This is a genomic window from Candidatus Sodalis pierantonius str. SOPE, assembly GCF_000517405.1.
GTDB classification, from domain to species: domain Bacteria; phylum Pseudomonadota; class Gammaproteobacteria; order Enterobacterales; family Enterobacteriaceae; genus Sodalis_C; species Sodalis_C pierantonii.
Window position 1 is genome coordinate 118,505 of record NZ_CP006568.1, and the last position, 22,819, is coordinate 141,323.

20 protein-coding genes and 6 pseudogenes are annotated in these 22,819 nt (G+C 51.9%); 16 read left to right on the forward strand and 10 right to left on the reverse strand.

From position 1 onward, the window contains the following. Positions 1-15: 15 nt before the first annotated feature. Positions 16-940, forward strand: a pseudogene (locus tag SOPEG_RS00735) (IS5-like element ISSoEn1 family transposase). 271 nt (positions 941-1,211) lie between these two features. Here SOPEG_RS00735 and SOPEG_RS00740 read toward each other — a convergent pair. From SOPEG_RS00740 to SOPEG_RS00745, 3 genes and pseudogenes are all read right to left on the reverse strand, one after another. Then, entirely contained in the window at positions 1,212-2,135 is a 924-nt protein-coding gene (locus SOPEG_RS00740) for an IS5-like element ISSoEn1 family transposase (protein ID WP_025243834.1), read from the reverse strand. A 74-nt stretch (positions 2,136-2,209) separates the two neighbouring features. Continuing rightward, a pseudogene (locus SOPEG_RS29010) lies at positions 2,210-2,302 on the reverse strand (IS5/IS1182 family transposase); the annotation flags it as partial. Positions 2,303-2,522: 220 nt separating this feature from the next. Further along, on the reverse strand, positions 2,523-2,963 hold the full coding sequence (locus SOPEG_RS00745) for a CCDC90 family protein (protein WP_025243931.1): 441 nt from the start codon (positions 2,961-2,963) through the stop codon (positions 2,523-2,525). Positions 2,964-3,482: 519 nt separating this feature from the next. On the opposite strand from SOPEG_RS00745, the gene SOPEG_RS23735 reads away from it, so the two are divergent. Both SOPEG_RS23735 and SOPEG_RS00750 read left to right on the forward strand, forming a co-directional pair. Further along, positions 3,483-3,653 (forward strand): antiterminator Q family protein, encoded by a 171-nt coding sequence (locus tag SOPEG_RS23735; protein WP_081742887.1) that lies wholly within the window; start codon positions 3,483-3,485, stop codon positions 3,651-3,653. Between the two features lie 64 nt (positions 3,654-3,717). Beyond that, the gene (locus SOPEG_RS00750) at positions 3,718-4,641 is read left to right on the forward strand and encodes an IS5-like element ISSoEn1 family transposase (protein ID WP_025243932.1); all 924 of its coding nucleotides are present in this window, start codon (positions 3,718-3,720) and stop codon (positions 4,639-4,641) included. Positions 4,642-4,813: 172 nt separating this feature from the next. On the opposite strand, the pseudogene SOPEG_RS00755 reads toward SOPEG_RS00750, so the two are convergent. Both SOPEG_RS00755 and SOPEG_RS00760 read right to left on the reverse strand, forming a co-directional pair. Further along, positions 4,814-5,023, reverse strand: a pseudogene (locus tag SOPEG_RS00755) (antiterminator Q family protein); the annotation flags it as partial. Between the two features lie 52 nt (positions 5,024-5,075). Beyond that, entirely contained in the window at positions 5,076-5,999 is a 924-nt protein-coding gene (locus SOPEG_RS00760; RefSeq protein ID WP_025243933.1) for an IS5-like element ISSoEn1 family transposase, read from the reverse strand. A gap of 234 nt (positions 6,000-6,233) precedes the next feature. On the opposite strand from SOPEG_RS00760, the pseudogene SOPEG_RS00765 reads away from it, so the two are divergent. From SOPEG_RS00765 to SOPEG_RS00780, 3 genes and pseudogenes are all read left to right on the forward strand, one after another. Continuing rightward, positions 6,234-7,444 (forward strand): annotated as a pseudogene (locus tag SOPEG_RS00765) (IS256-like element ISSoEn2 family transposase). Between the two features lie 69 nt (positions 7,445-7,513). Next, complete coding sequence (locus SOPEG_RS00775; protein ID WP_025243936.1) at positions 7,514-7,855, forward strand: hypothetical protein; 342 nt, start codon at positions 7,514-7,516, stop codon at positions 7,853-7,855. A gap of 163 nt (positions 7,856-8,018) precedes the next feature. Beyond that, entirely contained in the window at positions 8,019-8,942 is a 924-nt protein-coding gene (locus tag SOPEG_RS00780; RefSeq protein WP_025243937.1) for an IS5 family transposase, read from the forward strand. Between the two features lie 170 nt (positions 8,943-9,112). Here SOPEG_RS00780 and SOPEG_RS00785 read toward each other — a convergent pair. After that, positions 9,113-10,246, reverse strand: a pseudogene (locus SOPEG_RS00785) (IS256-like element ISSoEn2 family transposase); the annotation flags it as partial. Between the two features lie 79 nt (positions 10,247-10,325). Here SOPEG_RS00785 and SOPEG_RS00790 point away from each other — a divergent pair. Further along, positions 10,326-11,249, forward strand: a complete 924-nt coding sequence (locus tag SOPEG_RS00790) for an IS5-like element ISSoEn1 family transposase (protein WP_025243939.1) — start codon at positions 10,326-10,328, stop codon at positions 11,247-11,249. On the opposite strand, the gene SOPEG_RS28135 is transcribed toward SOPEG_RS00790, so the two are convergent. Next, positions 11,242-11,394 (reverse strand): hypothetical protein, encoded by a 153-nt coding sequence (locus tag SOPEG_RS28135; RefSeq protein WP_025243940.1) that lies wholly within the window; start codon positions 11,392-11,394, stop codon positions 11,242-11,244. The two genes, SOPEG_RS00790 and SOPEG_RS28135, sit on opposite strands and share 8 nt — an antisense overlap. 316 nt (positions 11,395-11,710) lie before the next feature. Here SOPEG_RS28135 and SOPEG_RS28570 point away from each other — a divergent pair, with 316 nt between their 5' ends. Together SOPEG_RS28570 and SOPEG_RS00805 are read left to right on the forward strand one after the other, a co-directional pair. Further along, entirely contained in the window at positions 11,711-12,259 is a 549-nt protein-coding gene (locus SOPEG_RS28570; protein WP_200867849.1) for a phage tailspike protein, read from the forward strand. A 241-nt stretch (positions 12,260-12,500) separates the two neighbouring features. Further along, entirely contained in the window at positions 12,501-13,424 is a 924-nt protein-coding gene (locus SOPEG_RS00805; RefSeq protein WP_025243942.1) for an IS5-like element ISSoEn1 family transposase, read from the forward strand. Between the two features lie 498 nt (positions 13,425-13,922). Here the strand turns inward: SOPEG_RS00805 and SOPEG_RS23740 are convergent. Continuing rightward, positions 13,923-14,845, reverse strand: a pseudogene (locus SOPEG_RS23740) (IS5-like element ISSoEn1 family transposase). 100 nt (positions 14,846-14,945) lie between these two features. On the opposite strand from SOPEG_RS23740, the gene SOPEG_RS26925 reads away from it, so the two are divergent. Both SOPEG_RS26925 and SOPEG_RS00825 read left to right on the forward strand, forming a co-directional pair. After that, on the forward strand, positions 14,946-15,866 hold the full coding sequence (locus SOPEG_RS26925; RefSeq protein ID WP_148296969.1) for a hypothetical protein: 921 nt from the start codon (positions 14,946-14,948) through the stop codon (positions 15,864-15,866). A gap of 386 nt (positions 15,867-16,252) precedes the next feature. Beyond that, positions 16,253-17,176, forward strand: coding sequence for an IS5 family transposase (locus SOPEG_RS00825; protein WP_025243945.1), 924 nt, complete (start codon positions 16,253-16,255; stop codon positions 17,174-17,176). Positions 17,177-17,318: 142 nt separating this feature from the next. On the opposite strand, the gene kdsD is transcribed toward SOPEG_RS00825, so the two are convergent. Continuing rightward, positions 17,319-18,305: an arabinose-5-phosphate isomerase KdsD gene (kdsD, locus tag SOPEG_RS00830; RefSeq protein WP_025246990.1), complete on the reverse strand. Its 987-nt coding sequence runs from the start codon at positions 18,303-18,305 to the stop codon at positions 17,319-17,321. Positions 18,306-18,338: 33 nt separating this feature from the next. Then, a complete protein-coding gene (locus tag SOPEG_RS00835; protein ID WP_038468016.1) occupies positions 18,339-19,289 on the reverse strand; it encodes a calcium/sodium antiporter in 951 nt (316 codons plus the stop codon). 248 nt (positions 19,290-19,537) lie between these two features. On the opposite strand from SOPEG_RS00835, the gene mlaF reads away from it, so the two are divergent. The 5 genes from mlaF (at position 19,538) to mlaB (ending at position 22,749) form a co-directional block, all read left to right on the forward strand. Then, positions 19,538-20,347, forward strand: coding sequence for a phospholipid ABC transporter ATP-binding protein MlaF (gene mlaF, locus SOPEG_RS00840; protein ID WP_025243946.1), 810 nt, complete (start codon positions 19,538-19,540; stop codon positions 20,345-20,347). Between the two features lie 8 nt (positions 20,348-20,355). Next, positions 20,356-21,138, forward strand: a complete 783-nt coding sequence (gene mlaE / locus SOPEG_RS00845) for a lipid asymmetry maintenance ABC transporter permease subunit MlaE (RefSeq protein ID WP_025243947.1) — start codon at positions 20,356-20,358, stop codon at positions 21,136-21,138. Between the two features lie 4 nt (positions 21,139-21,142). Further along, positions 21,143-21,664, forward strand: coding sequence for an outer membrane lipid asymmetry maintenance protein MlaD (gene mlaD / locus SOPEG_RS00850; protein ID WP_025243948.1), 522 nt, complete (start codon positions 21,143-21,145; stop codon positions 21,662-21,664). Positions 21,665-21,812: 148 nt separating this feature from the next. Then, positions 21,813-22,448 carry a phospholipid-binding protein MlaC gene (gene mlaC, locus SOPEG_RS00855; protein ID WP_025243949.1) on the forward strand — a complete coding sequence of 212 codons (636 nt, stop codon included), beginning with the start codon at positions 21,813-21,815 and terminating at the stop codon, positions 22,446-22,448. Continuing rightward, positions 22,441-22,749 carry a lipid asymmetry maintenance protein MlaB gene (gene mlaB, locus SOPEG_RS00860; RefSeq protein ID WP_025243950.1) on the forward strand — a complete coding sequence of 103 codons (309 nt, stop codon included), beginning with the start codon at positions 22,441-22,443 and terminating at the stop codon, positions 22,747-22,749. Before mlaC ends, mlaB begins: the two co-directional genes overlap by 8 nt. Positions 22,750-22,819 lie beyond the last annotated feature (70 nt).

Below are 22,819 nucleotides of genomic sequence, written 5' to 3' on the forward strand. Positions count from 1 at the left end.
CAACATCAGGTCCCCATGGCAAAGCAAAAGTTTAAAATCACCAACTGGCCCGCATATAACAATGCGCTCAGGCAGCGGGGGGACCCTGACAGTATGGCTTGATGAGTCAGCCATTGCTGCATGGACTGAGAGTACACCACCTGAACATCGTGGCCGGCCGCTTCACTACACCGATATGGCCATTACCACGGTTCTGATGATAAAGCGCGTGTTTAACCTTTCGCTCCGGGCGTTACAGGGTTTCGTTGACTCGATTTTTAAACTGATGGGGCTGTCGCTGCGCTGCCCAGATTACTCTCTGGTCAGCCGGCGAGCAAAAACCGTCGACATCAGCATAAAAACGCCAACCCGCGGCGAAATCTCACACCTGGTCATCGATGGCACCGGCCTGAAAGTCTTCGGCGAAGGCGAATGGAAAGTCAGGCAGCATGGGGCTGAGAGACGCAGAGTATGGCGCAAGCTTCATCTGGCAGTAGATAGCGTGACACATGAAATTATCTGTGCCGATTTATCGCTAAGCGGTACGACAGATGCGCAGGCGCTGCCCGGGCTGATTAACCAAACCCACCGGAAAATCAGGGAAGCGTCGGCTGACAGTGCTTACGATACGCGTTACTGTCATGATGCTCTGCTGAGGAAAAAAATAAAGCCGCTTATCCCACCGCGAAGTGGTGCACAATATTGGCCAGCTCGATACCATGAGCGTAACCATGCGGTGGCAAATCAGCATCTGAGGGGCAATAACGATACCTGGAAAAAGAAAGTAGGTTATCACCGGCGTTCACTGGCTGAAACGGCCATGTTCCGGTTTAAAACACTTCTGGGTGGTCATCTGAGTCTGCATGACTATGACGCGCAGGTAGGTGAGGCAATGGCAATGGTTAAAGCACTTAACCGGATCACACTGTTAGGAATGCCAAACAGCGTCCGCATCATGTAACAATCGCCCTGATAGGGAGGAAGTCGTCACAAATTTCGGATTTATTCAACAAAGCGTATCAATCATTGAACCTGTACCTCTTCATTCTGAATTTCATGAATGTAATATGATGGCATCATGCTGCCGTATATTTTGAAATGATGGATAGTGCCATCTTGTTCAGCAACGCATAGTTCAGGTGACCAACTACCACTTATAATTTTATACTCCTCGTCCGCTTTGTTGAATAAATCCGAAATTTGTGACGACTTCCTCCCTATCAGGGCGATTGTTACATGATGCGGACGCTGTTTGGCATTCCTAACAGCGTGATCCGGTTAAGCGCTTTGACCATTGCCATAGCCTCACCTACCTGCGCGTCATAGTCATGCAGACTCAGATGACCACCCAGAAGTATTTTAAACCGGAACATGGCCGTTTCAGCCAGTGAACGCCGGTGATAACCTACTTTCTTTTTCCAGGTATCGTTATTGCCGCTCAGATGCTGATTTGCCACCGCATGGTTACGCTCATGGTATCGAGCTGGCCAATATTGCGCACCACTTCGCGGTGGGATAAGCGGCTTTATTTTTTTCCTCAGCAGAGCATCATGACAGTAACGCGTATCGTAAGCACTGTCAGCCGACGCTTCCCTGATTTTCCGGTGGGTTTGGTTAATCAGCCCGGGCAGCGCCTGCGCATCTGTCGTACCGCTTAGCGATAAATCGGCACAGATAATTTCATGTGTCGCGCTATCTACTGCCAGATGAAGCTTGCGCCATACTCTGCGCCTCTCAGCCCCATGCTGCCTGACTTTCCATTCGCCTTCGCCGAAGATTTTCAGGCCGGTGCCATCGATGACCAGGTGTGAGATTTCGCCGCGGGTTGGCGTTTTTATGCTGATGTCGACGGTTTTTGCTCGCCGGCTGACCAGAGAGTAATCTGGGCAGCGCAGCGACAGCCCCATCAGTTTAAAAATCGAGTCAACGAAACCCTGTAACGCCCGGAGCGAAAGGTTAAACACGCGCTTTATCATCAGAACCGTGGTAATGGCCATATCGGTGTAGTGAAGCGGCCGGCCACGATGTTCAGGTGGTGTACTCTCAGTCCATGCAGCAATGGCTGACTCATCAAGCCATACTGTCAGGTCCCCCCGCTGCCTGAGCGCATTGTTATATGCGGGCCAGTTGGTGATTTTAAACTTTTGCTTTGCCATGGGGACCTGATGTTGAAACGAATGTAGTGATCAGAGCCGCCAGTCACCTAAAAGTTCGATTTATTCAACAAAGCCTCATGCAGACTCAGATGACCACCCAGAAGTGTTTTAAACCGGAACATGGCCGTTTCAGCCAGTGAACGCCGGTGATAACCTACTTTCTTTTTCAGGTATGAGCCTGTTTAGAAATTTGTGTATTTGCCTGATTTTGATAAGTGCAATCCAACATCAAAAACCCGCTTATACACAAATTTCTAAACAGGCTCTCATAATCCGCAATACAGCGATTATCCATCTCAAAGCATACCGCCCGTCGATGCTTACGAGGATTCAATCCCGTTCTGAGTGGTTCAATAATTTGAGGATGAGCGGGGGTTGCCAAGAAAGTTAGATGAGGATTTTGACGAGCGTGACTGCAACCCCAAGAAGTGCCGTCATCATGGCAGCCATCTTAATAAGCAACCACGTTGATATGCTTTCAACGTCCTTACGCAAAAGGGCTATCTGTGTCGACGTTTCTTTTCTGGCATCGGCGATTTGGACATCGGTTTTCTCAAAGCGAGTTTGCATTTGTGTTTCAAGCTTCTCAAAGCGAGCTTGCATCTGAGCTTCATTCTTCTCGAAACGAGCATCCATATCTTTACGAATGTCAGCTATCTGAATCGTCAGGTCCTTGCGTACGTCCTCAAGATCGCGCTTGGTCGCCACATCAGCTACCTCGTGGGATTTGCGGACGGCAATAGAAATCGCCTTGGCCTGATCTTTCGGCAACCCGGCGCTTTCCAGCGTTTCGACGAACTCTTGTGTATCAAATGCGACTTGGCCCATTATGCGTATCCTCTTGGTGATGCAGGCAGTATAGCTGTCGGGAGTATGGCAAGGCAACTTTGCGGGTAATTTGCTATAATCACCACGCCAGCCTGAACAACTGGCATCCCTAACCCAACTGCTGTGCCGTCCAACCCAGGGGTTAAGATGGCGCAGACGGCATATCAAAAAACGAGACCTACCACACTGACCACGGCGACAGCCGAGGCCGGCGGCTTGTTGCAATCGATAAAAACACGCTCTCAGGGTCGCGCGCATGCGCGTTTTGGGGGGACACCGTGCCGGTAGTTGCAACGGTCAAAACCGACTGGCTCCGGGTGATAAACGACATTACCCGCGCCGGCATTCCGTTACAGGAAATCGCCAGAGAGCTGGACGTGTCCAGGTCTGCGATTATTGGCTGGAAGCAGGGCGCTACGCCTAGCCAGCATCACGGCACCAGAAACGCGCCATCAAACTCAGGATGGAAAAATAGCCCATGATGGTAAATCCATATAGATACTGTAAGGACATGACGACATGAGAGACATTAAGTATGTACTAGAAAGCTGGGGAGCATGGGTCGTCAACTCGAACGATAGTCCCATAGCAAAGTCTTTGTCAGGACTGATCCCGCACAAAATTAAGTCCAGAAAACGGTGTTCAGATGATGACGGTATATGTATTTCTAATTGCATGGGGCTTTGTTGAATAAATCGAACTTTTAGGTGACTGGCGGCTCTGATCACTACATTCGTTTCAACATCAGGTCCCCATGGCAAAGCAAAAGTTTAAAATCACCAACTGGCCCGCATATAACAATGCGCTCAGGCAGCGGGGGGACCTGACAGTATGGCTTGATGAGTCAGCCATTGCTGCATGGACTGAGAGTACACCACCTGAACATCGTGGCCGGCCGCTTCACTACACCGATATGGCCATTACCACGGTTCTGATGATAAAGCGCGTGTTTAACCTTTCGCTCCGGGCGTTACAGGGTTTCGTTGACTCGATTTTTAAACTAATGGGGCTGTCGCTGCGCTGCCCAGATTACTCTCTGGTCAGCCGGCGAGCAAAAACCGTCGACATCAGCATAAAAACGCCAACCCGCGGCGAAATCTCACACCTGGTCATCGATGGCACCGGCCTGAAAATCTTCGGCGAAGGCGAATGGAAAGTCAGGCAGCATGGGGCTGAGAGGCGCAGAGTATGGCGCAAGCTTCATCTGGCAGTAGATAGCGCGACACATGAAATTATCTGTGCCGATTTATCGCTAAGCGGTACGACAGATGCGCAGGAGCTGCCCGGGCTGATTAACCAAACCCACCGGAAAATCAGGGAAGCGTCGGCTGACAGTGCTTACGATACGTGTTACTGTCATGATGCTCTGCTGAGGAAAAAAATAAAGCCGCTTATCCCACCGCGAAGTGGTGCACAATATTGGCCAGCTCGATACCATGAGCGTAACCATGCGGTGGCAAATCAGCATCTGAGCGGCAATAACGATACCTGGAAAAAGAAAGTAGGTTATCACCGGCGTTCACTGGCTGAAACGGCCATGTTCCGGTTTAAAACACTTCTGGGTGGTCATCTGAGTCTGCATGACTATGACGCGCAGGTAGGTGAGGCTATGGCAATGGTCAAAGCGCTTAACCGGATCACGCTGTTAGGAATGCCAAACAGCGTCCGCATCATGTAACAATCGCCCTGATAGGGAGGAAGTCGTCACAAATTTCGGATTTATTCAACAAAGCGCCCGCACTTCTAAATCCGATGACCATGCGAATTTTCATTCTAACATCGGAGCGTTATAAAAGTAAGATTACCCATAATTTTACGATCGTAAAGTGTTTTTCACGTTTAATTTCATTTCAAATAGGGAACGATGACAAACTAACATCCAATGCCATAAGATAACCTTCAAAGATGCCTTCAGCATTTTGTAGCTTCTTGCCAATATGAGTATCTGAACATTGATGCTCAAATGCTAAACTCATAAACGTTTTTCCTAAAACGTAATAATCAAATAACAAATCATACGCTTCAGGATTTTTCTCATGAAGTGATGCCATGCAATCGCTTTGTTGAATAAATCCGAAATTTGTGACGACTTCCTCCCTATCAGGGCGATTGTTACATGATGCGGACGCTGTTTGGCATTCCTAACAACGTGATCCGGTTAAGCGCTTTGACCATTGCCATAGCCTCACCTACCTGCGCGTCATAGTCATGCAGACTCAGATGACCACCCAGAAGTATTTTAAACCGGAACATGGCCGTTTCAGCCAGTGAACGCCGGTGATAACCTACTTTCTTTTTCCAGGTATCGTTATTGCCGCTCAGATGCTGATTTGCCACCGCATGGTTACGCTCATGGTATCGAGCTGGCCAATATTGCGCACCACTTCGCGGTGGGATAAGCGGCTTTATTTTTTTCCTCAGCAGAGCATCATGACAGTAACGCGTATCGTAAGCACTGTCAGCCGACGCTTCCCTGATTTTCCGGTGGGTTTGGTTAATCAGCCCGGGCAGCGCCTGCGCATCTGTCGTACCGCTTAGCGATAAATCGGCACAGATAATTTCATGTGTCGCGCTATCTACTGCCAGATGAAGCTTGCGCCATACTCTGCGCCTCTCAGCCCCATGCTGCCTGACTTTCCATTCGCCTTCGCCGAAGATTTTCAGGCCGGTGCCATCGATGACCAGGTGTGAGATTTCGCCGCGGGTTGGCGTTTTTATGCTGATGTCGACGGTTTTTGCTCGCCGGCTGACCAGAGAGTAATCTGGGCAGCGCAGCGACAGCCCCATCAGTTTAAAAATCGCGTCAACGAAACCCTGTAACGCCCGGAGAGAAAGGTTAAACACGTGCTTTATCATCAGAACCGTGGTAATGGCCATATCGGTGTAGTGAAGCGGCCGGCCACGATGTTCAGGTGGTGTACTCTCAGTCCATGCAGCAATGGCTGACTCATCAAGCCATACTGTCAGGTCCCCCCGCTGCCTGAGCGCATTGTTGTATGCGGGCCAGTTGATGATTTTAAACTTTTGCTTTGCCATGGGGACCTGATGTTGAAACGAATGTAGTGATCAGAGCCGCCAGTCACCTAAAAGTTCGATTTATTCAACAAAGCCACGACTTCCTCCCTATCAGGGCGATTGTTACATGATGCGGACGCTGTTTGGCATTCCTAACAGCGTGATCCGGTTAAGCGCTTTGACGAGCCTGTTTAGAAATTTGTGTATTTGCCTGATTTTGATATGTTCAATCCAACATCAAAAACAGGTTAATTTATGGACGAAAAACAGTTGCAGGCTCTGGCTAACGAACTGGCCAAAAATCTCAAAACCCCTGAAGATCTCAGTCACTTCGATCGGCTGCTGAAAAAAATCAGCGTCGAAGCAGCTCTCAATGCCGAAATGACCCATCACCTCGGCTACGATAAAAATCAGCCTAAACCGGGGACCAACGCCCGCAACGGCTATTCCACAAAAACCGTTACCACTGGCGATGGCCCGCTGGCGCTGCGTACTCCGCGCGATCGTGACGGTTCCTTTGAACCGCAACTGGTGAAGAAGAACCAGACCCGGATTACCGGGATGGATAACCAGATTTTATCGTTGTACGCCAAAGGGATGACCACCCGCGAGATCGCCGCCGCGTTCAAAGAGCTGTATGACGCCGATGTCTCGCCGGCGCTGGTCTCAAAGGTCACCGATGCGGTCATGGAGCAGGTTGTCGAATGGCAAAACCGGCCTCTGGATGCAGTCTATCCCATTGTTTATTTTGACTGTATCGTTCTAAAAGTCCGGCAGGACAGCCGCATCATCAACAAATCTGTGTTCCTGGCGCTGGGCATCAACATCGAAGGCCAGAAAGAGTTACTAGGTATGTGGCTGGCCGAAAATGAAGGCGCAAAGTTCTGGCTGAACGTGCTGACAGAGCTGAAAAACCGCGGCCTGAACGATATCCTTATCGCCTGCGTAGACGGGCTGAAAGGTTTCCCTGACGCTATTAACGCCGGTGTATCCGGAGGCGCGGCTCCAGCTGTGTATCGTGCATATGGTGCGCAACAGCCTGCGGTTCGTCTCCTGGAAGGACTACAAGGCCGTCACCCGCGACCTGAAAGCTATCTATCAGGCCCCTACGGAAGAAGCCGGCTTACAGGCGCTGGAAGCGTTCTCCAGTGCCTGGGACATCCGCTACCCGCAAATAAGTCGAAGCTGGCAGGCAAACTGGGCCAATCTGGCCACGTTCTTTTGCCTACCCAACGGACATCCGCAAGGTGATCTACACGACCAACGCCATCGAGTCGTTAAACAGCGTGATCCGGCATGCCATCAAAAAGCGCAAGGTGTTCCCGACCGACGACGCAGTGAAAAAGGTGGTGTGGCTGGCGATACAGGCGGCCTCACAGAAATGGACAATGCCTTTGAGGGACTGGCGCATGGCAATGAGCCGCTTTATTATCGAGTTCGGTGACCGCCTGGACGGTCACTTCTGAGAAAAGGCATTTACACAGAATCGTGTACAGGGTCTGGCCAGGGGAGATGGGAAAGGCTTCCGGGAATTGATGCAAAACATCCCCTCTCGTCAGATGCGCGAAGAGATTATCGCCACCAGTCTGCGCGATATGCTGTCTGCGGGTAAGCGCGGGGCGGATTTTAATCCCGGCGGTTTTGCGGACTGGTACCAGAACATGCGGGCTAACGGTCAGCTGCGGCTATTGGCGCAACATGCGCCGCGTGAACTGATGAGCGGCCTTTCCGACGTCTATACCGTTGCCCGTGCGATACAGAAGGCGAAGGCCAACGAAATTACCACGGGCAAGCTGAATGAATTTGTGGCGCGCTTTAACCGTGTTTTACGCAAGGTCACGAAATGGCGGCGAAATACGCGCAACGGGCAGGGGTGATAATTGGCGCAAAAGGCGGCTCTTTTGGGGCGTTGCTGGAGGGAACGTTTGGCGAGAAAATAACCGCGAGAGCACGTGCGGTCGGTGGGGCTTTGTTGAATAAATCGAACTTTTAGGTGACTGGCGTCTCTGCTCACTACATTCGTTTCAACATCAGGTCCCCATGGCAAAGCAAAAGTTTAAAATTACCAACTGGCCCGCATACAACAATGCGCTCAGGCAGCGGGGGGACCTGACAGTATGGCTTGATGAGTCAGCCATTGCTGCATGGACTGAGAGTATACCACCTGAACATCGTGGCCGGCCGCTTCACTACACCGATATGGCCATTACCACGGTTCTGATGATAAAGCGCGTGTTTAACCTTTCGCTCCGGGCGTTACAGGGTTTCGTTGACTCAATTTTTAAACTGATGGGGCTGTCGCTGCGCTGCCCAGATTACTCTCTGGTCAGCCGGCGAGCAAAAACCGTCGACATCAGCATAAAAACGCCAACCCGCGGCGAAATCTCACACCTGGTCATCGATGGCACCGGCCTGAAAGTCTTCGGCGAAGGCGAATGGAAAGTCAGGCAGCATGGGGCTGAGAGGCGCAGAGTATGGCGCAAGCTTCATCTGGCAGTAGATAGCGTGACACATGAAATTATCTGTGCCGATTTATCGCTAAGCGGTACGACAGATGCGCAGGCGCTGCCCGGGCTGATTAACCAAACCCACCGGAAAATCAGGGAAGCGTCGGCTGACAGTGCTTACGATACGCGTTACTGTCATGATGCTCTGCTGAGGAAAAAAATAAAGCCGCTTATCCCACCGCGAAGTGGTGCGCAATATTGGCCAGCTCGATACTATGAGCGTAACCATGCGGTGGCAAATCAGCATCTGAGCGGCAATAACGATACCTGGAAAAAGAAAGTAGGTTATCACCGGCGTTCACTGGCTGAAACGGCCATGTTCCGGTTTAAAACACTTCTGGGTGGTCATCCGAGTCTGCATGACTATGACGCGCAGGTAGGTGAGGCAATGGCAATGGTTAAAGCACTTAACCGGATCACACTGTTAGGAATGCCAAACAGCGTCCGCATCATGTAACAATCGCCCTGATAGGGAGGAAGTCGTCACAAATTTCGGATTTATTCAACAAAGCGGGTCGGTGGCGCGGAATCAGCAGAAGCCGCCGAGAGATTGATATTATCCCCTGAATATCAGCAGGCTTTTCGCTCGGCGAGAGCCCGTACCGGATTCTGTGTAAATGCCTTTTCTCAGAAGTGACCGTCCAGGCGGTCACCGAACTCGATAATAAAGCGGCTCATTGCCATGCGCCAGTCCCTCAAAGGCATTGTCCATTTCTGTGAGGCCGCCTGTATCGCCAGCCACACCACCTTTTTCACTGCGTCGTCGGTCGGGAACACTTTGCGCTTTTTGATGGCATGCCGGATCACGCTGTTTAACGACTCGATGGCGTTGGTCGTGTAGATCACCTTGCGGATGTCCGTTGGGTAGGCAAAGAACGTGGCCAGATTGGCCCAGTTTGCCTGCCAGCTTCGACTTATTTGCGGGTAGCGGATGTCCCAGGCACTGGAGAACGCTTCCAGCGCCTGCAAGCCGGCTTCTTCCGTAGGGGCCTGATAGATAGCTTTCAGGTCGCGGGTGACGGCCTTGTAGTCCTTCCAGGAGACGAACCGCAGGCTGTTGCGCACCACATGCACGATACACAGCTGGAGCCGCGCCTCCGGATACACCGCGTTAATAGCGTCAGGGAAACCTTTCAGCCCGTCTACGCAGGCGATAAGGATATCGTTCAGGCCGCGGTTTTTCAGCTCTGTCAGCACGTTCAGCCAGAACTTTGCGCCTTCATTTTCGGCCAGCCACATACCTAGTAACTCTTTCTGGCCTTCGATGTTGATGCCCAGCGCCAGGAACACAGATTTGTTGATGATGCGGCTGTCCTGCCGGACTTTTAGAACGATACAGTCAAGATAAACAATGGGATAGACTGCATCCAGAGGCCGGTTTTGCCATTCGACAACCTGCTCCATGACCGCATCGGTGACCTTTGAGACCAGCGCCGGCGAGACATCGGCGTCATACAGCTCTTTGAACGCGGCTGCGATCTCGCGGGTGGTCATCCCTTTGGCGTACAACGATAAAATCTGGTTATCCATCCCGGTAATCCGGGTCTGGTTCTTCTTCACCAATTGCTGTTCAAAGGAACCGTCACGATCGCGCGGAGTACTCAGCGCCAGCGGGCCATCGCCAGTGGTAACGGTTTTTGTGGAATAGCCGTTGCGGGCGTTGGTCCTCGGTTTAGGCTGATTTTTATCGTAGCCGAGGTGATGGGTCATTTCGGCATTGAGAGCTGCTTCGACGCTGATTTTTTTCAGCAGCCGATCGAAGTGAGGCTTTGTTGAATAAATCGAACTTTTAGGTGACTGGCGGCTCTGATCACTACATTCGTTTCAACATCAGGTCCCCATGGCAAAGCAAAAGTTTAAAATCATCAACTGGCCCGCATACAACAATGCGCTCAGGCAGCGGGGGGACATGACAGTATGGCTTGATGAGTCAGCCATTGCTGCATGGACAGAGAGTACACCACCTGAACATCGTGGCCGGCCGCTTCACTACACCGATATGGCCATTACCACGGTTCTGATGATAAAGCGCGTGTTTAACCTTTCGCTCCGGGCGTTACAGGGTTTCGTTGACGCGATTTTTAAACTGATGGGGCTGTCGCTGCGCTGCCCAGATTACTCTCTGGTCAGCCGGCGAGCAAAAACCGTCGACATCAGCATAAAAACGCCAACCCGCGGCGAAATCTCACACCTGGTCATCGATGGCACCGGCCTGAAAATCTTCGGCGAAGGCGAATGGAAAGTCAGGCAGCATGGGGCTGAGAGGCGTAGAGTATGGCGCAAGCTTCATCTGGCAGTAGATAGCGCGACACATGAAATTATCTGTGCCGATTTATCGCTAAGCGGTACGACAGATGCGCAGGCACTGCCCGGGCTGATTAACCAAACCCACCGGAAAATCAGGGAAGCGTCGGCTGACAGTGCTTACGATACGCGTTACTGTCATGATGCTCTGCTAAGGAAAAAAATAAAGCCGCTTATCCCACCGCGAAGTGGTGCGCAATATTGGCCAGCTCGATACCATGAGCGTAACCATGCGGTGGCAAATCAGCATCTGAGCGGCAATAACGATACCTGGAAAAAGAAAGTAGGTTATCACCGGCGTTCACTGGCTGAAACGGCCATGTTCCGGTTTAAAACACTTCTGGGTGGTCATCTGAGTCTGCATGACTATGACGCGCAGGTAGGTGAGGCTATGGCAATGGTCAAAGCGCTTAACCGGATCACGCTGTTAGGAATGCCAAACAGCGTCCGCATCATGTAACAATCGCCCTGATAGGGAGGAAGTCGTCACAAATTTCGGATTTATTCAACAAAGCGAGCAGCCGATCGAAGTGACTGAGATCTTCAGGGGTTTTGAGATTTTTGGCCTGTTCGTTAGCCAGAGCCTGCAACAGTTTTTCGTCCATAAATTAACCTGTTTTTGATGTTGGATTGAACATATCAAAATCAGGCAAATACACAAATTTCTAAACAGGCTTCTCGGCGACATCAAACCGTAAAACCGCCGCCGCGGATACCGATACGCGGCTTAGACGATTATCTGACTGGAAACCGTTTTTTAATTCCCTGCCGTTACCGGAACAACGCGTGATTAGCCGTGTAGGAGTGACCGGCTGGCTATCAGCGCAGCGAGACGACCGGGAATATTGATCCCCTATTTACATCGATAAAATCTGTGTAAGGCCAATCTTGCACGGATTCAACACGTCTGGAGAAAAACCCATGGCTGATATTACGCCAAATGTTGTTGTGTCCATGCCCTCACAAATTTTTACTCAGTGCAGGGCATTCAAGTCCTGTAGCAACGGCAAAATTTATATCGGCAAAATCAACACCGACCCCACAATAGCTGAAAATCAAATACAGGTTTATCTGGAAAATGAAGACGGAAAATACACACCCATCGTTCAGCCGCTCATCGTAGGGACAGGCGGCTACCCTGTCTACAACGGGCAGATTGCTAAATTCGTGACAGAAGAAGGCCACGCTATGGCGGTGTATGACGGCGACGGGGTACAGCAGTTCTATTACCCCAATGTCCTCCGTTATGAGCCAGATCAACTAGCAAAACGGTTGGCAAGTCCAGAAGAGGGATTGGGTGATGCTATGATAGCGGTGAAGCAACCTTATCCGAAATCTGTTGCCAGAACTCAGCATGATAAAAACGCAGATACAATTTGCGTAAAGGATTTCGGCGCTAAAGGTGATTTTTCAACGGATGACACTACTGCCATTCAAGCTGCTATAGATGCAGCGCGCTTTGTTGAATAAAGACCCCGTACCGGCTCCTCTTCTGCGTTCATCCTTATCTCTCCACAATAGGTTCGGCAAAGATACAGCGCCGTTATGACGTGTATTTGGTCCTGGTTAGGCAGCGTGAAGAAGTACTCATGGCCAGAAAATACGTTTAAAAACTTGAGGTTTTCAACCGTCAGTCGGCTTTGTTGAATAAATCGAACTTTTAGGTGACTGGCGGCTCTGATCACTACATTCGTTTCAACATCAGGTCCCCATGGCAAAGCAAAAGTTTAAAATTACCAACTGGCCCGCATACAACAATGCGCTCAGGCAGCGGGGGGACCTGACAGTATGGCTTGATGAGTCAGCCATTGCTGCATGGACTGAGAGTACACCACCTGAACATCGTGGCCGGCCGCTTCACTACACTGATATGGCCATTACCACGGTTCTGATGATAAAGCGCGTGTTTAACCTTTCGCTCCGGGCGTTACAGGGTTTCGTTGACTCAATTTTTAAACTGATGGGGCTGTCGCTGCGCTGCCCAGATTACTCTCTGGTCAGCCGGCGAGCAAAAACCGTCGACATCAGCATAAAAACGCCAACCCGCGGCGAAATCTCACACCTGGTCATCGATGGCACCGGCCTGAAAGTCTTCGGCGAAGGCGAATGGAAAGTCAGGCAGCATGGGGCTGAGAGGCGCAGAGTATGGCGCAAGCTTCATCTGGCAGTAGATAGCGTGACACATGAAATTATCTGTGCCGATTTATCGCTAAGCGGTACGACAGATGCGCAGGCGCTGCCCGGGCTGATTAACCAAACCCACCGGAAAATCAGGGAAGCGTCGGCTGACAGTGCTTACGATACGCGTTACTGTCATGATGCTCTGCTGAGGAAAAAAATAAAGCCGCTTATCCCACCGCGAAGTGGTGCGCAATATTGGCCAGCTCGATACTATGAGCGTAACCATGCGGTGGCAAATCAGCATCTGAGCGGCAATAACGATACCTGGAAAAAGAAAGTAGGTTATCACCGGCGTTCACTGGCTGAAACGGCCATGTTCCGGTTTAAAACACTTCTGGGTGGTCATCTGAGTCTGCATGACTATGACGCGCAGGTAGGTGAGGCAATGGCAATGGTTAAAGCACTTAACCGGATCACACTGTTAGGAATGCCAAACAGCGTCCGCATCATGTAACAATCGCCCTGATAGGGAGGAAGTCGTCACAAATTTCGGATTTATTCAACAAAGCGGATGCAGCGTCAGAATACTCAGTACGTGGTGCCACTGTATATTTTCCGGGGGGAATCTACAATGTGTCAGCTACATTAACTGTTCCTCAGTGGGTATCACTCGAGGGGGCGGGAATAGAAACGAGTCAAATCAGATGTACGGCTCCCAACGATAGCGTCAGTCCAATAGTAAAGGTTACTGGTTCACATAATGGCATTAGAAAAATGACTCTCCGCTATGCCACAAGGTCCTCGACCAAAGAGGTAGGAATAATATCTACTTCTTTTCAGGCAAAATATCACCAGATATAAATTATAGACTGTCATATTGGTGCATGGGTTTACAACCCTGATAGCAAAGAAAGCGCAGGTAGTGGACAGGTTGGGTCTGATTTCTTCATTAAAGACGCTTTGTTGAATAAATCCGAAATTTGTGACGACTACCTCCCTATCAGGGCGATTGCTACATGATGCGGACGCTGTTTGGCATTCCTAACAGCGTGATCCGGTTAAGCGCTTTGACCATTGCCATAGCCTCACCTACCTGCGCGTCATAGTCATGCAGACTCAGATGACCACCCAGAAGTGTTTTAAACCGGAACATGGCCGTTTCAGCCAGTGAACGCCGGTGATAACCTACTTTCTTTTTCCAGGTATCGTTATTGCCGCTCAGATGCTGATTTGCCACCGCATGGTTACGCTCATGGTATCGAGCTGGCCAATATTGCGCACCACTTCGCGGTGGGATAAGCGGCTTTATTTTTTTCCTCAGCAGAGCATCATGACAGTAACGCGTATCGTAAGCACTGTCAGCCGACGCTTCCCTGATTTTCCGGTGGGTTTGGTTAATCAGCCCGGGCAGTGCCTGCGCATCTGTCGTACCACTTAGCGATAAATCGGCACAGATAATTTCATGTGTCGCGCTATCTACTGCCAGATGAAGCTTGCGCCATACTCTCCGCCTCTCAGCCCCATGCTGCCTGACTTTCCATTAACCTTCGCCGAAGATTTTCAGGCCGGTGCCATCGATGACCAGGTGTGAGATTTCGCCGCGGGTTGGCGTTTTTATGCTGATGTCGTCGGTTTTTGCTCGCCGGCTGACCAGAGAGTAATCTGGGCAGCGCAGCGACAGCCCCATCAGTTTAAAATCGCGTCAACGAAACCCTGTAACGCCCGGTGCGAAAGGTTAAACACGCGCTTTATCATCAGAACCGTGGTAATGGCCATATCGGTGTAGTGAAGCGGCCGGCCACGATGTTCAGGTGGTGTACTCTCTGTCCATGCAGCAATGGCTGACTCATCAAGCCATACTGTCATGTCCCCCCGCTGCCTGAGCGCATTGTTGTATGCGGGCCAGTTGATGATTTTAAACTTTTGCTTTGCCATGGGGACCTGATGTTGAAACGAATGTAGTGATCAGAGCCGCCAGTCACCTAAAAGTTCGATTTATTCAACAAAGCCCATTAAAGATTGTTACTATGCAGGCATGATAGTGGGTGCCAATAATAATGATTTTTACAACGACCTTTATTTGTCTAATTTCCTGATGGTTGCGGATAGTACATGTTTCAAATTTGGTGCGCTGAGATTGTTAGGTCGCATTGAGAGTTTGAATGTGGAATATTGTGATATTATGGGTGGTGTTCACAGCTTGACAAGTGACCCAGGAAAAACTAGCGGTGTACGTTTTAGTGTTTTTACGTCCATGTATCTGGACTCAGCAACATATTCGTGTGAATTTAATGGGATTAACCATAGCTCTTTGACCGATTGCTGGATAAGTGGTGGGCGGGAATCTGGCTCATCGGGTGCAGAATTTCAGTCTTGCCACAGTTTTTCAATGACTGGGATGCGTGCATATAACTGTGGCTCGAATGCTATCACGTTTAAATCTTGCAATAACTTCACCGTTGACAAGACAATCATCGGTGGAAACAATAAATCTTCGATACCTGAAACACCGGACGTAAATTTTATTGGCTGTGACAAGTTTAATGTGGTGAACACGCATGGAACAGATGTAGGCAACACCAATTACGGCATCAGGATAGCATCTGGTTGCACAGCCTACACTCTGATGAACAATAAATTTACTGAGAGGTCAGCGGGATTAATACTTGAGGATGATATTAACTCAGCGTCGCGACTGGTTGATGGAAATCCTGGATACACAACGAGGAGCGGAGGAAGAGCTTCCTTGCCAGCAGGAGCAAAATCCGTCGATGTAAGCCATGGGCTCTCTGTCGAGCCTAAAATAAATATGGTGACAATTCAGCAAAATGGACAAACATTAACTCCTCTTTATGTATCATCCGTTTCTAAAGATACATTCACTGTCTCAACATTACAAGAAAATCAATCCGACGCGAGTTTTTCATGGAGGGTGGATGCAACACGGAGTGGCTGATGTGTGCGGCACAAATAAGATGCCGCGTATATCGTTATTTTATCAGCGTTAGCCTTTTATCTTTATAAACAATAATGTAAGCATCATCTATTTTTTTAATTTTAGCATCATCACCGAATCTTTTCATTAGTGACTTAAGTTGCTCGTCATTATCTAATATTATATATTGTGATTTAAAGTTTAACCATTTTGAATTACTTAGTCATCTATATGCATAGATTTTATCGTCAGTTGTACTGACGTTAACAGGAACTATCACTGTGTTCCGATCATTCATAATGACTGAAACCGATGATGCTTTCCAGTAGTTAGGCTTTGTTGAATAAATCGAACTTTTAGGTGACTGGCGGCTCTGATCACTACATTCGTTTCAACATCAGGTCCCCATGGCAAAGCAAAAGTTTAAAATTACCAACTGGCCCGCATACAACAATGCGCTCAGGCAGCGGGGGGACCTGACAGTATGGCTTGATGAGTCAGCCATTGCTGCATGGACTGAGAGTACACCACCTGAACATCGTGGCCGGCCGCTTCACTACACCGATATGGCCATTACCACGGTTCTGATGATAAAGCGCGTGTTTAACCTTTCGCTCCGGGCGTTACAGGGTTTCGTTGACTCAATTTTTAAACTGATGGGGCTGTCGCTGCGCTGCCCAGATTACTCTCTGGTCAGCCGGCGAGCAAAAACCGTCGACATCAGCATAAAAACGCCAACCCGCGGCGAAATCTCACACCTGGTCATCGATGGCACCGGCCTGAAAGTCTTCGGCGAAGGCGAATGGAAAGTCAGGCAGCATGGGGCTGAGAGGCGCAGAGTATGGCGCAAGCTTCATCTGGCAGTAGATAGCGTGACACATGAAATTATCAGTGCCGATTTATCGCTAAGCGGTACGACAGATGCGCAGGCGCTGCCCGGGCTGATTAACCAAACCCACCGGAAAATCAGGGAAGCGTCGGCTGACAGTGCTTACGATACGCGTTACTGTCATTATGCTCTGCTGAGGAAAAAAATAAAGCCGCTTATCCCACCGCGAAGTGGTGCGCAATATTGGCCAGCTCGATACCATGAGCGTAACCATGCGGTGGCAAATCAGCATCCGAGCGGCAATAACGATACCTGGAAAAAGAAAGTAGGTTATCACCGGCGTTCACTGGCTGAAACGGCCATGTTCCGGTTTAAAACACTTCTGGGTGGTCATCTGAGTCTGCATGACTATGACGCGCAGGTAGGTGAGGCTATGGCAATGGTTAAAGCACTTAACCGGATCACACTGTTAGGAATGCCAAACAGCGTCCGCATCATGTAACAATCGCCCTGATAGGGAGGAAGTCGTCACAAATTTCGGATTTATTCAACAAAGCGCAATCCAGCTAAAGAATAGGAAAATAAGTGTCTAACATCCTTTTAACAAAGCAGGCCGAAAGCCGCTTGTGATGGGGTTTTGCTACTCATACGACACCGGCCCTCAGCATATCATGCATGTGCACCACGCCTATCAGGTGGTCGTCCTGCGCTACCAGCAGCGAGGTAATGTTGCGCGCCTGCATCAGGTTGAGCGCCTCCACCGCCAGCATGTCGGGGGCGACGCGCCCGCCGCCGGGGGTCATGACATCGGCGATGCGCGCCCGGTTAAGGTCGATGCCCATATCAAACACCCGCCGCAGATCGCCGTCGGTAAAAATACCGGCAATGACATTTTGCGCATCGCAAATCACCGTCATGCCCAAATTTTTACGAGTGATTTCCAAGAGCGCGTCGCGCAACGAGGCCGTGCGGGCGGTCTGCGGAATATCGTCGCCGCTGTGCATGATATCGCTCACGCGCAGCAGCAGTTTGCGTCCTAATGCACCGCCGGGATGGGACAGGGCGAAATCTTCGGCGGTGAATCCCCGCGCCCGCAGCAGGGCCACCGCCAGCGCGTCGCCCATCACCAGCGCGGCGGTGGTGCTGGCGGTGGGCGCCAGGCCGAGCGGGCAGGCCTCTTCCGGCACATGCACGCAAAGATGGATTTCCGCCGCTTTCCTCATAGTGCTGTCCGGCTTGCCGGTCATGCAAATGAGCGGGATACGCAGGCGCTTGAGCACCGGAATCAGCGCCAGTACCTCATGGGATTCGCCGGAATTGGACAGCGCGATGACGATATCCTGCGGCGATACCATGCCCAGATCGCCATGGCTGGCCTCGCCGGGATGGACGAAAAACGCCGGAGTACCGGTACTGGCGAAAGTGGCGGCCAGTTTGCGGCCGATATGGCCGGATTTGCCCATGCCCATCACCACCACTTTGCCGGTGCAGCGGAACAGCGCTTCACAGGCGCGGCGAAAATCGTCGTTGATATATTGATCCAGCTGCGCCAGACTCTCGCGCTCAATTGCGAGAACTTGCTTTCCGGCGGCGATAAAATCAAAGGCCGGTGCTAATGTATTCTGCGACATAAAACGTATCCTGATTGTTCGCGGTGCGGGAAACTAGATCAACAGCACCGCGAGATAGGCGATGAACCCGCAAACCAGCAAAGTCCCCGACAGGCGATTAATCCGGCGCCGTTTGCGCAGGCACAGGGCGGCGAGGATAATGCTCGCCACCAGCATGACCCAATAATCGCGGGCAAAGGCGTCGGGATTGAACGGGCCGGGAGGGAGCAGCGCGGGAACGCCCAGCACAATAACACTATTGAAGATATTGGAGCCAATAACATTCCCCAAGGCAATATCATTTTCTCCCTTGAGCGCCCCGGCCACAAGCGTCGCCAGCTCCGGCAGGCTGGTCCCGATCGCCAGTACCGTCAGGCCGACTATCAAATCGCTCAAGCCAAAATAACGCGCCAGGACACTGGCGTTATCACTCACCATCCGCGCCGAAATGGGCATAATAATAAACGCCAGCACCAGCCACAGGACCGCCACGGTATTATTGCTATCCTGCGGCAGCTCCGCCAGTTGTTCACGGGTTAGCGTGTCGCTGCCTTCGTGCAGCGCAAGCCGGGAGATGGTGACGATAATCAGCAGGTAGCCCGCCGCCAACAGCAAGACGCCATCAAGCCTGCCCAGGCTGTGGTCCGCCAGCAGCAGGCCGCACAATAGCGTAATCAACGGCAGTAGCGGCAGCTCGCGCCGCACGATATCGGAGCGGAAGGTCACCGGCCGGATAAACGCCGCGCCGCCGACAATCAGCATAATATTGATAATGTTGGAGCCCAGGATATTGCCCACCGCCATATCAATTTGATTATTCAGCGCGGCGGTCACCGACACCAGTAATTCGGGCAGCGAAGTGCCGAAAGCGACGATGGTACAGCCGACAAGCCAGGGCGCAACGCCGAGCGAGCGGCTCAATACGGCCGCACTATAGACCAATCTGTCCGCGCCATAAACCAATAGAATGAGGCCAATAATTAATAATGACGTGGCAAAAAGCATGATAAATCCTTGGTTTGAGCAAAAACCTGTTCCGTTGGCGCATCATAGCCTTAAAAGGGAGACGAAAGGCGGACAATAAACGCAAACTGGCATTAATTTTGACCGCCTGACGGATAAAAGTAAAACGCGGCGATAAAGTTATCCGCATTGATGGGCCTGATGGGGCGAGAAAAGTTCGATGAAATGGTCAGCTTGCTTTACTATCATCACTGCAGACCGTGGGTGCGGGAAGAAAAGGGCAGTAAACTATGAACCAGAGCGATAACCTGGTCGAGATTCGCGGATTAAGCTTTTGTCGGGGCGATCGCGTTATTTTCGATGATATCAGCATGCAGTTTCCGCGCGGCAAAGTCACCGCGATCATGGGGCCGTCGGGCATCGGTAAAACCACCCTGCTGCGCCTTCTCGGCGGGCAGCTGCCGCCGGACAGCGGTGAAATTTGGGTGGACGGCGATAATATTCCCACGCTGTCGCGCCGGCGCCTCTACGAGGTACGTAAAAAAATCAGCATGCTGTTTCAATCCGGTGCGCTGTTTACCGATATTAACGTTTTTGAGAACGTGGCGTTTCCGCTGCGGCGGCATACCCGTTTGCCGGAGCCGGTGCTGCGCAGCACGGTGCTGATGAAGCTTGAGGCGGTGGGTTTGCGGGGGGCGGCCGCGCTGATGCCTGCCGAGCTTTCCGGCGGTATGGCGCGCCGGGCGGCGCTGGCGCGCGCTATTGCATTGGATCCTGAGCTGATTATGTTCGATGAACCGTTCGTAGGACAGGATCCGATTACCATGGGGGTGCTGGTCAAGCTTATCGACGAGCTGAATCACGCGCTCGGCGTCACCTGCATCGTCGTATCCCACGACGTGCCGGAGGTGTTGAGCATCGCCGATTACGCCTATATCGTCGCCGAGCAGCACGTCGTGGCGGAAGGCACCCCGGCCAGTCTGTGTGACAACCAGGATCTCCGAGTGAGACAATTTCTCGACGGCATCGCCGACGGGCCAGTGCCCTTTAACATTCCCGCCGAAGATTATCAGACCCAGCTATTGGGCGCAGGGAGTTAACCTCAGTCATGGTATTAGAAGCTATAGCGTCCTTCGGGCGCCGGGGGATCAGTATTTGCCACGGTTTCGGCCGGGCCGGTGTCATGCTGTTCAATGTGCTGATAGGCAAACCGGCCCTGCGCGAACAATGGCCGCTGCTGGTGAAACAACTTTACGGCGTCGGCGTATTATCGCTGGTGATTATTATGGTCTCTGGCCTGTTCATCGGTATGGTGCTGGGGCTGCAGGGCTACATTATTCTCACGACCTACAGCGCGGAGTCCAGTCTGGGCATGCTGGTCGCGCTGTCGCTGCTGCGCGAGCTGGGGCCGGTGGTGACCGCGCTGTTGTTCGCCGGCCGGGCGGGATCGGCGCTTACCGCCGAGATAGGTTTGATGAAGGCCACCGAGCAGCTTTCCAGTCTGGAGATGATGGCGGTGGATCCGCTGCGCCGAGTGGTGGCGCCGCGTTTTTGGGCCGGCGTGATTAGTATGCCGCTGCTCACGGCGATTTTTGTCGCGGTCGGCATCTGGGGCGGCACCGTGGTCGGCGTGGAATGGAAAGATATCGACAGCGGGTTCTTCTGGTCCGCGATGCAAGGCGCCGTGGACTGGCGGCAAGATTTGGTAAACTGTGTAATCAAGAGTGTGGTTTTCGCTATCACCGTCACTTGGATTGCGCTGTTCAATGGTTACGACGCGATCCCGACCTCCGAGGGTATCAGCCGCGCAACGACCCGCACGGTGGTTCACGTCTCGTTGGCGGTATTGGGATTGGATTTTGTGCTGACGGCACTGATGTTTGGGAACTGAGTGAATGCAAACCAAAAAAAGTGAAATCTGGGTCGGCGCGTTTATGATTATCGCCCTCTGCGCCATCGTGTTTCTTTGTCTGAAGGTCGCGGATATCCGTTCGGTGAGCAATGCCGCAACCTATCGGATCAGCGCGTCTTTCGATAATATCGGCGGACTCAAAGTGCGCTCGCCGGTGAGGGTTGGCGGGGTGGTCATCGGCCGGGTCGCGGATATCACCCTCGATCCGCAAACGTATACGCCGAAGGTCACCATGGACATTGAACAGACCTATAATCATATACCGGATACCAGTTCCCTTGCGATTCGCACCTCGGGGCTGCTGGGGGAACAATACCTGGCGCTGAATATCGGTTTCGAGGATCCGGAAATGGGGACGTCTATTCTAAAAGGCGGCGGCGTGATCCAGGATACCAAGTCCGCCATCGTGCTGGAGGACCTGATTGGCCAGTTCTTGTATAAAAGCGGCGGTGACAATAATAGCGCCGGCGCGGCCCAGAGTAACGGCACCGCGGCCGGGCAATAAGGTGATGTCCGCGGTCGGAAAGGCTTTGCCGCCGACTTATGAATGATACCGGGCGACGCGGTTCTCTCGTTAGCGTCGCCGACCGGTTGTCCCGTCGCCGCACCGCTTGAGCGCGGCGGCAGCGGGGTAACCTCAACAGGAGAAATGCATGTTTAAACGATTATTAATGGTGGCGCTGCTGGTGATTGCGCCGCTGACACAGGCTGCCGATCAGACCAACCCTTATCATTTGATGAACGATGCGGCGAGCAAAACCTTTACCCGCTTAAAGAATGAACAGGGCAAAATCCACCAGGATCCCAACTATCTGCGCACCGTGGTGCGTGAAGAGCAGCTCCCCTATGTGCAGGTGAAATACGCCGGCGCGCTGGTGCTAGGGCGCTATTATCGCGAAGCCACGCCGGCGCAGCGCGACGCCTATTTTAAAGCCTTCCAGGCCTATCTGGAGCAGGCTTACGGCCAAGCGCTGGCGCTTTACAGCAATCAGACCTATCAAATCGCGCCGGAGAAACCGTTGGGTGATGCAACGATTGTGGCTATACGCGTCACGATTATCGATCAGGGCGGCCGGCCGCCGGTACGTCTTGATTTTCAGTGGCGTAAAAATAGCGTCTCCGGCAACTGGCAGGCCTACGACATGATTGCCGAAGGGGTCAGTATGATTACCACCAAGCAAAACGAGTGGGCCTCCACGCTGCGCACCAAGGGCATTGACGGGCTGACCCAGCAATTGCAGGCCGCCGCCAGTCAGCCCATTACCCTGGATAAGCAGCGCAATGGCTGATGAGCTAAGCTGGCACACGCAGGGGCAAACGTTAATCCTACGGGGCGAGCTGGATCGCGACACGCTGCCGACGCTTTGGCAGCAGCGCCAGGGGTTGCTTGACGGCATCCGTTTCCTGGATGTATCCGGCCTAAAACGTGTCGATTCCGCCGGTGTGGCGCTGATGCTGCATTTTTATCACCAGCAGCAGCAGCGGGGCGCGACGCTCGCGCTCACCGGCGTCACCGATCGGCTGCGCACCTTGATCGCTTTATACAAGCTGCAGGCGATCCTGCCTTGTGCGCCGTCCGCGAGCGTCTAATCTGTCATCCCGGCGCCTGGCTGCGCGACGTAAAGAATCGCAGTTAATCTTATTGCCTGTTCCCGAGCGC

Excerpts from the sequence above, each read along its gene's own strand:
- SOPEG_RS00760 (WP_025243933.1), bottom strand. The coding sequence starts at position 5,999 with ATGGCAAAGCAAAAGTTTAAAATCATCAACTGGCCCGCATACAACAAT.
- SOPEG_RS28135 (WP_025243940.1), bottom strand. The coding sequence starts at position 11,394 with ATGGACGAAAAACTGTTGCAGGCTCTGGCTAACGAACAGGCCAAAAAT.
- SOPEG_RS26925 (WP_148296969.1), top strand. The coding sequence starts at position 14,946 with ATGATAGTGGGTGCCAATAATAATGATTTTTACAACGACCTTTATTTG.
- SOPEG_RS00825 (WP_025243945.1), top strand. The coding sequence starts at position 16,253 with ATGGCAAAGCAAAAGTTTAAAATTACCAACTGGCCCGCATACAACAAT.
- SOPEG_RS00805 (WP_025243942.1), top strand. The coding sequence starts at position 12,501 with ATGGCAAAGCAAAAGTTTAAAATTACCAACTGGCCCGCATACAACAAT.
- SOPEG_RS00750 (WP_025243932.1), top strand. The coding sequence starts at position 3,718 with ATGGCAAAGCAAAAGTTTAAAATCACCAACTGGCCCGCATATAACAAT.
- kdsD (WP_025246990.1), bottom strand. The coding sequence starts at position 18,305 with ATGTCGCAGAATACATTAGCACCGGCCTTTGATTTTATCGCCGCCGGA.
- SOPEG_RS28570 (WP_200867849.1), top strand. The coding sequence starts at position 11,711 with ATGGCTGATATTACGCCAAATGTTGTTGTGTCCATGCCCTCACAAATT.
- mlaB (WP_025243950.1), top strand. The coding sequence starts at position 22,441 with ATGGCTGATGAGCTAAGCTGGCACACGCAGGGGCAAACGTTAATCCTA.
- mlaF (WP_025243946.1), top strand. The coding sequence starts at position 19,538 with ATGAACCAGAGCGATAACCTGGTCGAGATTCGCGGATTAAGCTTTTGT.
- mlaE (WP_025243947.1), top strand. The coding sequence starts at position 20,356 with ATGGTATTAGAAGCTATAGCGTCCTTCGGGCGCCGGGGGATCAGTATT.
- SOPEG_RS00740 (WP_025243834.1), bottom strand. The coding sequence starts at position 2,135 with ATGGCAAAGCAAAAGTTTAAAATCACCAACTGGCCCGCATATAACAAT.
- SOPEG_RS23735 (WP_081742887.1), top strand. The coding sequence starts at position 3,483 with ATGAGAGACATTAAGTATGTACTAGAAAGCTGGGGAGCATGGGTCGTC.
- SOPEG_RS00835 (WP_038468016.1), bottom strand. The coding sequence starts at position 19,289 with ATGCTTTTTGCCACGTCATTATTAATTATTGGCCTCATTCTATTGGTT.
- SOPEG_RS00780 (WP_025243937.1), top strand. The coding sequence starts at position 8,019 with ATGGCAAAGCAAAAGTTTAAAATTACCAACTGGCCCGCATACAACAAT.
- mlaD (WP_025243948.1), top strand. The coding sequence starts at position 21,143 with ATGCAAACCAAAAAAAGTGAAATCTGGGTCGGCGCGTTTATGATTATC.
- SOPEG_RS00745 (WP_025243931.1), bottom strand. The coding sequence starts at position 2,963 with ATGGGCCAAGTCGCATTTGATACACAAGAGTTCGTCGAAACGCTGGAA.
- SOPEG_RS00790 (WP_025243939.1), top strand. The coding sequence starts at position 10,326 with ATGGCAAAGCAAAAGTTTAAAATCATCAACTGGCCCGCATACAACAAT.
- mlaC (WP_025243949.1), top strand. The coding sequence starts at position 21,813 with ATGTTTAAACGATTATTAATGGTGGCGCTGCTGGTGATTGCGCCGCTG.
- SOPEG_RS00775 (WP_025243936.1), top strand. The coding sequence starts at position 7,514 with ATGCAAAACATCCCCTCTCGTCAGATGCGCGAAGAGATTATCGCCACC.